General features: G+C 40.9%; 8 protein-coding genes. 6 read left to right on the forward strand and 2 right to left on the reverse strand.

What is annotated here, in order from left to right; translation table 11 throughout:
- Positions 1 to 160: 160 nt before the first annotated feature.
- On the reverse strand, positions 161 to 3,733 hold the full coding sequence (locus tag ACEW8O_RS25900) for a hypothetical protein (RefSeq protein ID WP_373497527.1): 3,573 nt from the start codon (positions 3,731 to 3,733) through the stop codon (positions 161 to 163).
- 378 nt (positions 3,734 to 4,111) lie between these two features.
- Here ACEW8O_RS25900 and ACEW8O_RS25905 point away from each other — a divergent pair, with 378 nt between their 5' ends.
- Entirely contained in the window at positions 4,112 to 4,705 is a 594-nt protein-coding gene (locus ACEW8O_RS25905; protein WP_373497528.1) for a hypothetical protein, read from the forward strand.
- 113 nt (positions 4,706 to 4,818) lie between these two features.
- Here the strand turns inward: ACEW8O_RS25905 and ACEW8O_RS25910 are convergent, their stop codons facing one another.
- On the reverse strand, positions 4,819 to 5,133 hold the full coding sequence (locus tag ACEW8O_RS25910) for a hypothetical protein (RefSeq protein ID WP_373497529.1): 315 nt from the start codon (positions 5,131 to 5,133) through the stop codon (positions 4,819 to 4,821).
- Between the two features lie 241 nt (positions 5,134 to 5,374).
- On the opposite strand from ACEW8O_RS25910, the gene polA reads away from it, so the two are divergent.
- From polA to ACEW8O_RS25935, 5 genes are all read left to right on the forward strand, one after another.
- Complete coding sequence (gene polA, locus ACEW8O_RS25915) at positions 5,375 to 8,191, forward strand: DNA polymerase I (protein ID WP_373497530.1); 2,817 nt, start codon at positions 5,375 to 5,377, stop codon at positions 8,189 to 8,191.
- Between the two features lie 364 nt (positions 8,192 to 8,555).
- Positions 8,556 to 9,941 (forward strand): DNA repair protein RadA, encoded by a 1,386-nt coding sequence (gene radA, locus ACEW8O_RS25920; RefSeq protein ID WP_373497531.1) that lies wholly within the window; start codon positions 8,556 to 8,558, stop codon positions 9,939 to 9,941.
- A gap of 366 nt (positions 9,942 to 10,307) precedes the next feature.
- Positions 10,308 to 11,633: a S8 family serine peptidase gene (locus tag ACEW8O_RS25925; RefSeq protein ID WP_373497532.1), complete on the forward strand. Its 1,326-nt coding sequence runs from the start codon at positions 10,308 to 10,310 to the stop codon at positions 11,631 to 11,633.
- A gap of 15 nt (positions 11,634 to 11,648) precedes the next feature.
- Positions 11,649 to 11,876 (forward strand): hypothetical protein, encoded by a 228-nt coding sequence (locus ACEW8O_RS25930; RefSeq protein ID WP_373497533.1) that lies wholly within the window; start codon positions 11,649 to 11,651, stop codon positions 11,874 to 11,876.
- Positions 11,877 to 12,173: 297 nt separating this feature from the next.
- Positions 12,174 to 15,305, forward strand: a complete 3,132-nt coding sequence (locus ACEW8O_RS25935; protein ID WP_373497534.1) for a glycosyl hydrolase — start codon at positions 12,174 to 12,176, stop codon at positions 15,303 to 15,305.
- The last annotated feature ends 211 nt before the right edge of the window (positions 15,306 to 15,516 follow it).

Genomic DNA, 15,516 nt, shown 5'->3' on the forward strand with positions numbered 1-15,516 from the left:
AAAAAGGTTGAAAAGAATCAAAAGTGTATGAAAAACAGTGAAGAAAATATCGGCTATTTGCAGCATAATTTTCATTTAGTGATTTGGCATTTCAGTCCACCATATGAATTGTAGCTGAATCACCAGGATTGAAGCTTTTGACCACCGGTTTTATTGACTTTTACGGTTTGTTCTTTCCTGCTGAAGGTAAGGAATTTTTGAACAAAGAATAAATTCCTCCCAGTGCACCGGTAATTCCGGCGACAAAAGTTGAAGCCTGATCAAGAAAATTCTTGTCAAAGTAGCTGATCAAAGCAACTGAGAGCAGAATAAAACTGAATACAGCTATTTGTATGGAACTGGCATTTCCATGCTTTTCTTCATCCCTTTTGAAGGCCTGGATTTCCTCTTCTGTGACATTGTTCAAGATAAATAGCCTAAAATGCTTATCAAACAATTTTGGCAATTCCTCCATGGATTCATTTCGCACCAAAATCCCTTTTTGCATCAATTCGGTAATAACAGGTTTATGTGTGAAATTGAAAAATCCTTCCTGACTGAAGTAATAACAGATTTTCTTTTCCTCAAAGCTCAATTCTGCCCATATATTGTAAAAATAAGCTTTTCTTGACCGGATGAGGATGCTTGCTTTTTCATCGTTGGGTGATATATCTTTCAATTTGGAATCCAATTCGATAGGAACATACTCAATGTGAAATGAACTGAATAACTGTGAAAAAATGATTTTTTGTTTTGGTTCTTTCAATTCAAACAGCAATTCCTTCCAGGATACTCCAGAGCCGATGATCAGAGTAGCTTTACCTTTAACTGCATTGATAAAATGAGGCAACTTTCCCAACAATAAGGCCAGATCAGGAAGGCAATGGACATTCTTGATGAACCAGACATTTTTATTTTTTAGATCGGGCAAACTAGAATCATCCCACTTTAATAAAGGGTTTGATGTACAATCTGTAAATTCTGTTTTTGCTTCCTCCAAAAGTTTTGATACCCATTCTGGATAATAATCAGAATCAACAGCGCAAAGAAATACTTTCTGTGGAATGATTTCAGGAGGAGGTTGAACTCTTAACAAATGCCCGTTAAAGTCCAATAAATATATTTTTTTGGTCAATATATAAATTAGCCAAATAAAAAAACCAAGGATGGCCAATAGTACTAAAGTCACGAGGATGGACCAAAAAAACTTTTCAAAGAGATTCTTGATTGGTTGCATCAAAGTATCTTTGTTTTTCAATTCCAAATAAATTTTTGGCTGAAGTAATTTGCTGTCAAGAAATATGAATTCACTAATCTGATCTATATTGGTTTGATTGGTTAGGTTACCAAATAACTGTCTTCTAATTTCATCATAGCCCGTCCAGAAACCGTGGGGTGGGTGGTTGTAGTGATTCTTAGTCTTTTTTGGCTCCCAATTTTTGGATTCATAATGGTGTACCTTAGAATAAATGACATATCCAGGTATAAAACCTACCATAAAAATCCACATCATAAAAAAGCAAGTGTACAACAAATGAAAAGACTGTAGTCTTAATTTTTCAAAACTTTTCACTTCAGACATTTGCTGTTTGAGGGTTTCCTTTACTTGTTCTTCATCATTAAGGCTTAGTCTATGTTTGAAACAAAAAACGGTTGATCCAACCACTAATGTCAATAAAATGAGGGCATGAATGTAATGGATAAAAAAGAATAAGATAAAGAAACAAAAAACCAAGCTTACTCCCATAATCGTGGTAAACCACATGATCTCATGGTTGCGTTTTTTATCCTGTGCTGTTAAATTCCCGTTTTGTTTTTCCCATTTATGGCCAAGTATGATAAACATGACCAACTTGAAATGAAAGGTGCTGATAACCAGGATTATAAACATCCCAAAGAAATGTATTGACGGTAGGTGATAATAATAGAGTATAATAAATACATAAACAACCAATACCCAGATCAGAAACTTTATATTCCTAGCTTTTGATTTATTAGGATATATATTGTTGTATGCAAATTTTGTCAGGACTTTATGTTTTGATTGGGGTTTGTTCAATTTATTTACCAAGGAGATCCCCCCAAGAATTAAAATATAGATTAGAAGTAGGATGACGGTCTCGAATGTCACCAAAGAAGAATAAACATGTTCCATATGTTCATCTTTAAAGTATATCATCCATAAATCCTGGTCAAATTCCTGATTTTCTATGCGGATCTTTAACAAGTAGCCGTTAAATGCATGGCCATCAAGATATAAGGGTATTTCCCATTGTTGCTCTTTGTTTGATGATTTATTGTTATTCATAATTCCCCTCACTTCTTGCCATTTTTTCGAAGAAAGCAGTTCGGATAAATTATCAGCGGCAACTTTAATCCCAGCACTCTTATGGATGATAAGTCCGTTGTTTTTGAATAGTAGGAATTCCCTTAAACTATCGTAGGCTGAAAGCTTAGTATTCCAAGAAAAAGTAATTGCCTCCACTTGATTTGGACAATAACTATATTTGCTAAGAACGGATTCCAGTTCTGAGTTTGCCAAGGAATAGTGAGATCCGATATATAGGATATTAGATTTTATTTTTTTATTGAATTCAAAATTGGTTCCGTTTTCTGAAGGCTTTAAAAAATAGGAATAATACCTTCGGTGTTTCAGAGACCTATAGATTTGATTTAGGGTATCTTGTTTCCCATCTTGATAAATATAATCAATACCGCCTAATTTGTTAATTCTAATCAGATCATTGGCTTTCTTGATATTTTGGCCGGGGGTCGATGCTGTCGCATTTATTTCCCAATTATCCAATAGACTTATTTTATCCGATAGGTTGGATTGAAGTCCCGTTCTTATTTCCTTTATAGCATTCTCATGGTCTTTATCAGTGAGCGGATGGTGGTTTTTGAAAAATGAAAATCCAAAACCTAGGATCACCATTAAGCCTACCAGGGAAAGTCCCACACTAAAAACACCAAACCGGGTAAGTTTATCGCCTTTTGTTAGACCCAAAAAAGACAAAATGGGAAGTGAAAATAGCATCAGTCCAAGCAAAAAGACTAATATGGTGAGGTTGGTAAAATCCACCCTCATTCCTGCAGATTCAAAGGAGCTGGTTTTAATAACTCCTACCAGATAGAATTTGTACTTATCTATCACTACTGGTGTATAATAGATTAGGTGATTTTCATCATTGTGAACTATTTCTTCTTTATTGATGGGTAAATGGTAAACCCCTGTACTTTCCCTATTAAAAAGTGGGATTGTTTTTCCTATTTCTGAACTAGGGAATAAAATAGAATTGAGTGTATCAATTAAATATACTTGTTCAAAAAATTTCTGATTATTGATTTTTGAGAATAACTTCTCTAGGTTTATTGTATCTTTGCTTTGTTCGGGAAAATGCAAGATGAAACTTGAAGAATTATCTAAATTGTTTTGCCAGAAAGAAATGTTTCTGACATTTAGGCTGTCAAATTGATTAAATTTTGTGTATTTACAGTTATCCTTCTTTTCCCACTTTCCATTTACTTTTTTATAACATTCATTTAAAAGGTACTGCTTCCTTTTTTCTTGAAGTTTCTGGCTAGTATAAGACTGAAACGCTACTTGAAAATTACCCTTCACCAATTCCATGTTCCGGATCGCCTGTTGGTCGAGTTCCCTTTTGTTGGTATTTGACTGCTGAAAAAGCATAAAAGCCACGATGATGATGGCCACCATGAAGATTCCCCAGATTTTGAAATTTTTGAATCCCATAAAAATATTGATTTAAAAATTCAATTAAATATACAAAAACTACTGATTATCAAAAAGATATGCTAAAATTAATTCTAAAAAGGCAATTTCATGGTGGATATCCATAAATATTAATTTATCAAGGGTCATGGATTTGGGGCAGGTAAATCATGTAAAATTGGATCTGATATTTGGATTTTACCTTATTTAAAAAATACAATTTATAATGTTAATATACCTCCTAACCCTATCTTTTTCAGCCAATTCCAGAAAAAAGTATATTTTTTTAATACTGATTTTTGTTAATCTCATTTTATACAGGCATATTTATTGCACTCGCATCAAATGTACCGTATAGGTATAAATTCAATACTCTTAGGTTTAAAACTACCGTTTGCAATGAAAAAAAATCTTACATCACTGTTACTTGTATTATTCCTGGGTTTTCAAGTGTCAGCACAGGAAGTTACAGAGACAGGCTCACTCAATGAAGGAACTATCACGAGTCAATTTGATTATCTCAACAGGATATCCAATAACTACCAGGAATACAAAGTTGTCAAAAAGACCCATCTGGAGAAAATAAGGACAAATGTTCTGGATTCCCTTAATGTCTTCAAAAACCAATTGGTGACAGTCAATCAGGAATTGGGCACCAGACAATCCAAAATCGGCGAACTGGAAAAGCAGGTATCAGAAACCAATAAACAGTTGGAAACAGCCGAAGCAGCAAGGGACAATTTTGAGTTTTTGGGAATGGCCATCCACAAATCAGCTTATGTCACTATGATGTGGACCATAGTTGGGATCTTGGCAGCGGCTTTTCTTTTCTTTTTGTTCAGGTATAGCCAAAGCCATAGGGTAATATCCAGAGCAAAAAAAGACCTGGCTGATACCATTGAAGAATTTGAACAGCACCGTAAAAACACCCTTGAAAGGGAGAGGAAACTTAAAAGAGAGTTGGTGGATGCGATGAATGGTAAAATCCATTGAAGCCTTTAATCAACTAAAAAGAAAACCCTGTAAAATATTTTACAGGGTTTTTCTTTTTGAGGATGCTAGCCTTAAGTGAATTTATGCCGGTTTATTAGTTTGATCTTGATTTTTCAATCAAGTAATAGGATTAGGAGAACTAAAATGATGATGATCGCCCCTACAGAAATATATACGCCACTTCCAAGATTTTTGGCTTCTTTTTTCATCTCTCTGAGCTCATCTTTAACTTCTTTGCGTTCCTCATTACTGAGGTCTGAAAGATCCATGGCTTTGATTTCGGCTACTCTGATTTGAATTTCGGCTACTCGGGCTTCTTGTTCTACAGTCAGCTCTTTTTTGTCATTTTTAGACTCTTTTGCCATGGCGACAGGTGCTGTCGCTGTAAACAAAAACATAACGGACAGAAATAATGCAATTTTTTTCATAGGGTAATATTAAGTTAAGATGAATAATGATTGTAGTGAATGGGTTTCGAAAAACCTTTACGGATGACTAAATTACCAATAATCAGGCAAAAGCCAATTAAAGGTTCGTCAATGTAGTGAATTTTATCAGTATTTGTCAGATTTTCGCTCCATGGGTAGAATTATTATTTGTAATTTCGTCCATAAGGAAGAATGCCCAAATTTTCAAAATCTATTTAATTCAATAAACCTAACCTATACCATGTACCCAAAAGGAGATAAGAAACTTTTTCTACTTGATGCAATGGCCCTGATCTATAGGGCCCATTTTGCCTTCAGCAAAAATCCCCGCATTAATTCCAAGGGTCTCAATACCGGAATCATGCTCGGTTTTACCAATACACTCTTGGAAGTATTGGAAAAGGAAAAGCCTACGCATATTGCAGTGGCCTTTGATACCAAAGCTCCCACTTTCCGACATGTGCAGTTTGAAGCCTATAAGGCAAACCGCCAAGAACAGCCCGAAGATATCGAAGTGGGCATTCCTTGGGTGAAGCAAATTGTCAAGGCTTTTAATATTCCACTTTTGGAATTGGATGGGTTTGAAGCGGATGATATCATTGGGACCATTGCCAAAAAAGCAGAAAGAACCAGTTTCGAGGTTTATATGATGACCCCTGACAAGGATTATGGGCAATTGGTGGAAGATCATATCTATCTATATAAGCCTGCCTTTATGGGCAATGCTGTGGATATTATGGGTCCCAAAGAAGTCTGTGACAAATGGGACATCGAACACGTCGATCAGGTTAGGGATATCCTTGGACTGATGGGCGATGCTGTGGATAATATACCAGGAATCCCCGGTATAGGTCAAAAGACAGCCGTCAAACTTTTGAAAGAATATGGTACCATTGAAGAACTGCTCAATAACACAGACCAATTGAAGGGAAAGCAAAAGGAAAATGTAGAGAACTTTGCACAACAGGGATTGCTTTCCAAGGAATTGGCCACCATCAATATAGAAGTTCCTGTTGATTTTGATGAAGTGGATCTGCGCTATGAAAGTCCCAATGAGGAAAAGTTGAAAGCTCTTTTTGCGGAATTGGAATTCCGTACTTTGACACAAAGAGTATTTGGGGAAAAAATCAAAAAGCCACAGATCAAAGTGAGCGAGCAGTTGGGACTGTTTACCGGTGCAGAAGAATCCAAAGTGGAAGAAGTGGAAGTGGAGGAGGAAAGCCCTTTGCCGGCCATTCAGGTACATGACAGCATCCTGACTTCTGCCCATGATTACCACAAAGTAGATGGAGAAAAAGCCATTAATGAATTGATAGGTTATTTGGAGTTGCAGGATGAATTCTGTTTTGATACCGAAACCACCGCCCTGAATCCCAATGAAGCTGAATTGGTCGGATTGTCTTTTTCCTATGTACCTGGGGAAGCTTTTTATATTCCTTTTCCAACCGAACAGGAAGACGCCAAAGTGAAATTGGAATTATTTAGAGGCATCTTTGAAAATGAAAATATCACCAAAATCGGCCAAAATGTAAAATATGACCTGTTGGTTTTGAAAAACTATGGCATGGATGTCAAGGGTAAACTCTATGACACCATGTTGGCACATTACCTGATTGAACCTGAAGGAAAACACTCCATGGATTGGTTGGCTCAGCAATACCTAAATTACAGGCCTGTGTCCATCGAGACCCTGATCGGTAAAAAAGGCAAAAACCAAGGGAATATGCGGGATGTGGAAGTGGATGAGGTGGTTGCCTATGCTGCCGAAGATGCTGACATCACATTAAAACTCAAGCAGGAATTTGACCCCATCATCAAAAGCAATGGTCTGGAAAAGCTGCTTCATGAAGTAGAAAATCCATTGATCCGGGTATTGACAGATATGGAATTTGAGGGAGTGAGGATAGATACCGAAAGCCTTGCAGAGATGTCGGTTATCCTTGAGGAGGAAAGCAAAGAGATTGAAAAAAGAGTCTATGAACTAGCCGGTGAGGAATTCAACCTTTCATCGCCAAAGCAATTGGGAGAAATATTGTTTGTCAAACTCCAACTTGATCCAAAAGCAAAGAAGACCAAAACAGGTCAGTTTGCCACGGGAGAAGAAGTATTGAGCCGGATGGCAGGAGAACATGAAATCGCAGGGGCAATCCTGGATTTCCGTCAGATGGTAAAACTAAAATCCACCTATGTGGATGCCCTACCCACCATGATCAATCCCAAAACAGGCAGGGTACATACCACCTACAATCAATTTGTGGCAGCCACAGGCAGGCTTTCATCCATCAATCCTAACTTACAGAATATCCCTATCAGGACTGCAAGAGGAAGGGAAATCCGAAAAGCATTTGTTCCCAGGGATGAAAACCACGTATTGCTGGCTGCGGATTACTCTCAGATAGAATTGCGCATCATGGCGGCATTTTCGCAGGATCAATCTATGATCGAAGCATTCAAAAATGGCAGGGATATCCATGCTACTACCGCCGCAAAGATTTTCCAGGTTCCTCTGGAGGAAGTCAGCTCAGATATGAGAAGAAAAGCCAAGACCGCCAACTTTGGTATCATCTATGGCATCTCAGCCTTCGGACTTGCACAGCGTCTCAGTATTTCAAGGACAGAAGCCAAGGAAATCATTGATGCTTATTTCAAAGAATTCCCTGCAGTCAAGGAATATATGGACAATGCCATCGAAAAGGCCAGGAAAAACGAATATGTGGAAACCATCCTCGGACGCCGCCGCTACCTCCGCGATATCAATAGCCGCAATCAGACCATGCGTGGCTTTGCTGAGCGTAATGCCATCAATGCTCCCATACAGGGTTCTGCTGCCGATATGATCAAAGTAGCCATGATCCATGTCCATGAATGGATGAAAAAAGAAAACCTTAAATCAAAAATGATTCTTCAGGTTCACGATGAACTGGTTTTTGATGCCCACAAAGATGAGGTTGAACTGCTCCAAAAAGAAATCCCCAAGCTCATGTCCAACGCCGTCACCATCGAAGTACCTCTTGAGGTTGAAGTAGGGATAGGGAGTGATTGGCTTCAAGCGCACTGATTAAGGGATGAAGGATGAGGGATGAAGGATGAAGGTTTTAAGTACCAAGTACTATCCACCTCGGCGGACAAGTTGTACCAAGTACGAAGTATAGGGACAAAGTAGAAGGAAGGGTGACCGATGTTGGGTTTGCACGTCATTCTGAATGAAGCTTCTGGTAAGTTTAAATTATAGGGCATGCTTTTAGCGAAATGAAGAATCTCTTGCTGTCATATACCCCGTCCTTTTGTTGCAGGCAAGTTCCATTCCTTGGTTTCGCTACTTGGTTCTTTTATCTGAAAGGCAAAGACCTTCGAGGTTAAAAAAAACCTCAAAGGTCTAGCTATCTCACGTCTCACATCTCAAATCTCACGTCTCAAAAAAAATGTCCAAAACAAAAACCACCTTTTTCTGTCAAAATTGCGGGGCGCAGAGTCCCAAATGGATCGGCAAATGTCCTTCGTGTGGGGAGTGGAATACTTATGTGGAGGAGATTATCCAAAAAGAGGAAACAGGGAAAGGCAGTTGGAAGCAATTCACAGGTGAATCTAAATCCAAAAGGGCCGCTACTCCAAGACGCCTAACTGATATCAATTTTGAGGAACAGCCTAGAATTGTGACCCATGATGCAGAATTGGACAGGGTGTTGGGTGGTGGAATTGTTCCAGGGTCTTTGATTTTGATAGGGGGCGAACCGGGAATCGGCAAGTCAACCCTGATGCTGCAGATTGCTTTGTCTTTACCTCAGCTTAAGGTGCTGTATGTTTCCGGTGAGGAAAGTGAAGCCCAGATCAAAATGCGGGCAGAGAGGATGGCTTATCATTCCGATAACTGCTACGTGCTGTCAGAAACCAATACCCAACAGATTTTTCAACAGATAGAAATTCTCGAACCTGATCTATTGGTCATCGATTCCATTCAGACTTTGCACAGTCAATATGTGGAATCAGCGGCTGGTTCAGTCTCCCAGGTAAGGGAATGTACAGCTGAGTTGATGAAATTTTCCAAAGAGATAGGGACTCCGGTTTTTTTGATTGGACATATTACCAAAGATGGCGCTATTGCAGGTCCAAAGGTTTTGGAACATATGGTGGATACGGTATTACAGTTTGAGGGAGACAGACATCTATCTTACAGGATCCTTCGGACATCCAAAAACCGGTTTGGTTCCACCAATGAATTGGGCATTTATGAAATGCGGGTTGAAGGTTTACGACAAGTTGCCAATCCATCAGAAATACTTTTGACCCAAAGAGAAGAGGTTCTTAACGGTGTGGCCATTGGTGCCATGATGGAGGGGAACAGGCCCTTGTTGATAGAAATACAGTCACTTGTCAGTCCGGCTACCTATGGCACGCCACAGCGCAGCAGTACCGGACACGATGCCAAAAGGCTCAATATGCTTTTGGCAGTATTGGAGAAAAGAGGTGGTATGAGGCTTGGCCAACAGGATGTTTTCCTCAACGTGGCCGGTGGCCTGAAAGTAGATGACCCTGCGTTGGATCTTGCTGTATGTGCATCCTTGGTGTCCTCTTATGAGGACAGTCCTGTACCCACAGACCTTTGTTTTGCGGGGGAAGTGGGATTAGGTGGAGAAATACGTGCGGTTCACCGAATAGAAAACCGGATTGCTGAAGCTGAGAAGCTGGGATTCAAAAGGATCATGGTTTCCAAATATGCCATTAAAGGTCTAGACCTGAACAAGTACAAAATTAAGGTAATTCCTGTGAGTAGGCTTGAGGAGATGTATCAGGGGTTGTTTGAGGGCTAATGTCAGATGTCGGGTGACCGATGACCGATGTTTGGGGAGACGGGAAATAGGATATTCGTCATTGCGTCAGCCTTTGGCAGGAGGAGCACTTCAAATTTTCTTTTAATATATGAAGATTCTCAAATTGGCTTTGCGCCAAGACCGAAATAATAGCAGATAATTTATTGTCGGGATTAAGTTACAAAAGTCAATTGCCAAATATCCCATTATCCAAAAACATCAATTAATATCAGTCTGATTTTAAAAACTCTCAATAAATTAAAAAAGACAAAACCTCCCTTTTATTCTCTTGACAATCAACATTATAATATATTTTTTGTAACTTAGGTATGTTTTTATTTTCATTCACTTTTATTCTCTAAAACCATGACAAATCAATCAGAAGAACAGGATCCAAAACCGGAATTTACAGGCAGACGCTTGGTCATGCTTGACAGCAGTGCAAAGTTTAAAGATATCGAAGAAGAGGCGGAAGGAGCTTCTCTCAGGCTTGCCACATCTGAAGATTACAAAACCCATGAGGAAGATTATGTTGATGCCTTTGATCAGGCTGATGGGATTGTTTTTGAGAGATTCGGTGTAGCTGTGATCAATGATAACCATCAAGAGGAAATCAATGTGCTGACCAGTTCGGCAAGGACCAAGAGTATGTTTTTGTATGATGAACCGGAGCGCTACCTATATGCGCTGACCACGGCCAATGCTTCCGGCGGCGGCGGATTTTGGCAGTGGTTGTGCCGGTTATTGGGTATCGGACCAAGGCCTCCGGTGACGCCAATACCCGGAGATCCTATTCCAAACCCCGATCCCTCGCTGCCAAATTCTTTCTCGGACAATGCCCAAGCCTACTGGGGTGTCCATGCTGTCAGGGCATTGACCAGCCCCTATACCGGCAAAAACATACCAATTGCCATATTGGATACAGGGTTTATATTGGCACACTCTGATTTTCAATCAAGGGATATTACGAGCAAATCCTTTATTTCAGGTGAGGATATCAATGATCTCAACGGCCATGGGACACATTGTACAGGTAATGCCTCCGGAGGTATCCGTGGTTCCAACGGGGTGCGATATGGTGTTTCCCATGAGTCAAAAATCTTTATAGGTAAGGTTCTTTCCAATGCGGGTTCAGGTTCCGATAGCGGTATATTGGCCGGAATGGATTGGGCTATGACCAATGGCTGCAAAATTATTTCCATGTCATTGGGTGCCCCTACCCGTCCGGGACAGTCACATTCCAGAATTTATGAAGACATTGCCAGGAATGCCCTTGATAATGGGACATTGATCATAGCTGCTGCAGGTAATGAAAGTAGAAGGTCAAGTGGAAGTACCAAGCCGGTGGGGCATCCGGCAAATTGCCCTTCCATCATGGCTGTGGCTGCGGTGGACAGATTTTTGAAAGTGGCGGATTTCTCTTGTGAAGGTATCAATCCAGATGGAGGTGAGGTGAATATTGCCGGACCGGGCGTGGCAGTCATGAGTTCATACAAATTTCCGCAGAATTATGCCTCGCTCAATGGTACCAGTATGGCCACTCCCTTTGTTTCCGGTGTTGCCGCCCAATTATGGGAAAAGAATCCAACGGCCACACCCAGACAAATCTGGCAAGAACTGACTACCACTGCACGTACATTGAACCTGCCTACAAGTGATGTGGGTGCCGGTTTGGTGCAAAGTCCGCAGTAAATTTAATTTAAAAAGATGGCAAACATACCTATACAATTTATCGCCTCGGTGGAGGATAATGAAATCAAGAACATTCAGGAAATCGCCGATAAGCTACGCGAAAAGGGCTGTGTAATAAATAATGTCTTATCTTTTTCAGGTGTGATTACCGGAGAGACGTCAGGTAATGAAGATAGTCTGCAAGATCTCAAGGTCAAAGGAATCAAGCATATTGAGGAAGATGGGGAGGTGAGGGCTTGTTAGGTAGGATTTGGATTTTAGATTTTAGACATGAGACGTGAGATGTGAGAACCAAGAAACAAGTGTCACGTCCTGAATTTACTTGACACTTTTTATTGTTTTTCTTTTGTTACACCCCCTCATCTTTCATCTAAAGAGATTGCCACGTCGCACCAAGGACTGTTCAAAATATCAAAGTTTCCCAAGTGCTCCTCGCAATGACGCACCCTTCATCCTTTAAAAATCCTCCTTTTACACAAGCGAAATCAAAACCCATAATATTTTTTCTATCTTCAAAGCCTCTTTAATCCATATCAATTTATGAGAAAAATTTTCTTCTTTTTCCTTTATATAGGAGCAGTATCACTATCTGCCCAAGATCTTCAACAAAGCAACATTCCCCTCAAATACCGTAACATTGGCCCATTCCGCGGAGGACGATCAGTTTCGGCTTCAGGTGTAGTGGGGGATCCATTGACTTATTATATGGGAACTACCGGTGGAGGTGTTTGGAAAACCATTGATGCAGGACAGCATTGGCATAACATTTCGGATGGCTATTTTACCACAGGTTCGGTGGGTGCCATTGCCGTATCGGAAAGCCATCCCAGGATAATTTTTGTGGGAATGGGAGAGCATGCCCCAAGGGGTGTCATGACTTCCTACGGTGATGGGGTGTACAAATCCACTGATGCAGGTGCCACTTGGAAAAAATTGGGCTTGGAAAAAACCCAGCATATTTCCCGTATCATCATTCATCCCGAAAACCCGGATATCGTCTATGTTGCTGCTCAGGGTGCTTTGCATGCCCCTAATCCGGACAGGGGTATTTACAAATCCATCGATGGAGGTGAGACTTGGGATAAGATTTTATTTGTAGATGATAAGTCTGGGGCAGCGGAACTTTCTATGGACATGAATTTTCCCGATGTGCTGTACGCGGCCATGTGGGAACATCAAAGACTGCCATGGAAGGTCATCAGTGGTGGACCCGGAAGTGGGCTGTACAAATCTGTGGATGCCGGAAAAACATGGAACAAACTGGAATCAGGCTTGCCCAAGGAAATGGGGAAAATGGCCATAGCCGTATCAAGAGCAAATTCAAAGAAAGTATATGCACTGATTGAAAGCGATTCAGATAGAAGACAGGGAGGACTGTTCGTTTCCGAGAATGGGGGTGACTCATGGTCAAAAGTAAGCAGCGATAATAGACTGGTACAGCGAGCCTGGTACTACATTGAAGTTTTTCCGGATCCACAGGCCGAACATACCCTATATGTGCTGAGTGCTCCTGCCCTAAGATCCATTGATGGGGGCAAAAACTGGGAAGTACTGCCTTATGCCCATGGAGATTATCATGACCTATGGATCAACCCCAAAAACCCAAAAAATATGGTCATGGCTGACGATGGCGGAGCAGCGATTTCATTTGACTATGCGAAAACATGGGCAAGGCAGGACAATATGCCCACCGCCCAAATGTACCGCATCAACACAGACAACCAATTCCCCTACCGGATCTATGGCGGACAGCAGGACAATACTTCTTTGGTCATCAATAGTCTTGCTCTGGGACGGGGAAGTATCACCCAAGAGCATTGGAATTATTCCGCAGGAGGTGAGTCAGCCTTTTTGGCATTTGATCCCGATAATCCCAGGTATGTCTTGGGCGGGAGTTATTTGGGAACGATAGAAGTATTGGATATGAAATCGAATGCCTCTACCAATATCATGATTGCTCCTATCCAATACCTGGGCAGGGATGCTTCAGATATGAAATACCGGTTCAACTGGAGTGCCCCGATCATTTGGTCCAAGCATGAACCCAACACCTTCTACCATACCGCCCAATACGTGCTGAAAACTCAAGATATGGGTAACTCTTGGGAAGTGATTTCTCCTGACCTGACCAGAAATGAAAAGGAAAAACAGGGGAAAGGTGGAGGTCCATACACCAATGAAGCAGTAGGAGCGGAAAATTACGGCACTATTGCCTATATCATCGAATCCCCGCATGAGAAGGGAGTCCTCTGGACGGGCAGTGATGATGGCTTGGTCCATCTGACCCGTGATGGCGGAAAGACCTGGACCAATGTCACTCCCAAAGGAATGGCTGAAACCTTGGTAAATGCCATTGAAGTTTCTCCCCATGATCCTGCTACTGCCTATATCGCTACTACAAGATACAAGTTCAATGATTATACACCGGCCCTTTACAGGACCACCGATTATGGAAAGACCTGGACCAATATTAGCAAAGGTATTCCTTACGGAGCCTTTACCAGAGTGGTCAGAGAAGATGACAAGGTCAAAGGTCTGCTTTATGCAGGTACTGAAACCGGAATCTTTATTTCCAGAAATGGCGGAAGCAGTTGGAAATCTTTTCAGCTTAACCTTCCTGTGACACCGATTACCGACCTCAAACTTGCACATGGGGACTTGGTGGTGGCAACAGCTGGCCGTTCTTATTGGATTTTGGATGACCTGAATGTAGTCAGGGAAATGAATGCATCTGTCGACAAACCTTTATTGTACACGCCTGATGATGCGGTTATTGGACATTGGTATTCATCCATGAACGGCAATGCTGCTACCGGCACAGATCTCTTAACAGGCGTCAATCCTGCCAATGGCGTGGTGCTGTATTATCACCTACCGGAAAACATCACAGATTCAACATCGATCAGTTTGGAAATCCGGGACAGTAATGGGGAATTGGTGCGTACGATTTCCGGCAAAGCCGATCCAAAGTTTCAGGTTTATGCCGGTGGACCTTCACCTGACCCTGTATTGTCATTAAAAAAAGGAATCAACCGTTTTGTCTGGGACATGCGCTTTCCAACGATGCCCGGCATCCCTACAGCTTACATTGAGGCGGGTTTTAGAGGGCATAAAGTAATTCCCGGAGAATATACTGTCCACCTTAAATCTGATTTGGGTGACTCCCAGGTCAAAACCAAAGTGATCGATAATCCACTGTTCGAGACTGATCATCAGAATTATGTGGAGTACCATAACTTTATTTTGGGTATGGAAAAAGAACTTACTGTGATGCACAACATGGTCAACAAAGCCATGGATTATCAGCAGCAACTGAAAGGTTTCCTGGAAAGAATCAAAGGAGAAGAGGGGCGGAAATCACTTGCAGAGTCCGGTCAGAAACTGCTTAAAGACATGCAGGCCTGGGATGAGGAAATGGTACAGCGAAAGTCCCTTGCCTATGATGATGTGGAAAATTTTCCCAATAAGTTTACTGCCAATTACCTTTTCCTGATCAATCAGACCGAAAGTGAAATTCCAATAGTAAACCAAGGTTCCCGTGAACGCCATAAAGAACTGACCGAACAATGGCAAATCTTAAAATCAGAAGGAGAAAGAATCCTGAACAATGCCATCCCTGCCTACAACAACCTGTTGAAAGAAGCAGGTATTGGTTTGTTGTTTGTTCAATAAATGATTGGGTAATAATTTAATTTTCGAGCTTTCTACATTATTCCCTTTAAAGAAGCATAACTTATCTAAAAGCCGGCTAAAGTATCAAACTAAGCATCTTCCGTCTTCTGTCTTCCGTCCCACTTCCTTATGTCCGATATCATTTTTTAAACTGTTCATTTTTGGGACAGTGTAGATTTGATTGGTTTATAAATCATTCAATGCCAATTCT

This window comes from Aquiflexum sp. (genome assembly GCF_041749095.1).
GTDB lineage: Bacteria > Bacteroidota > Bacteroidia > Cytophagales > Cyclobacteriaceae > Aquiflexum.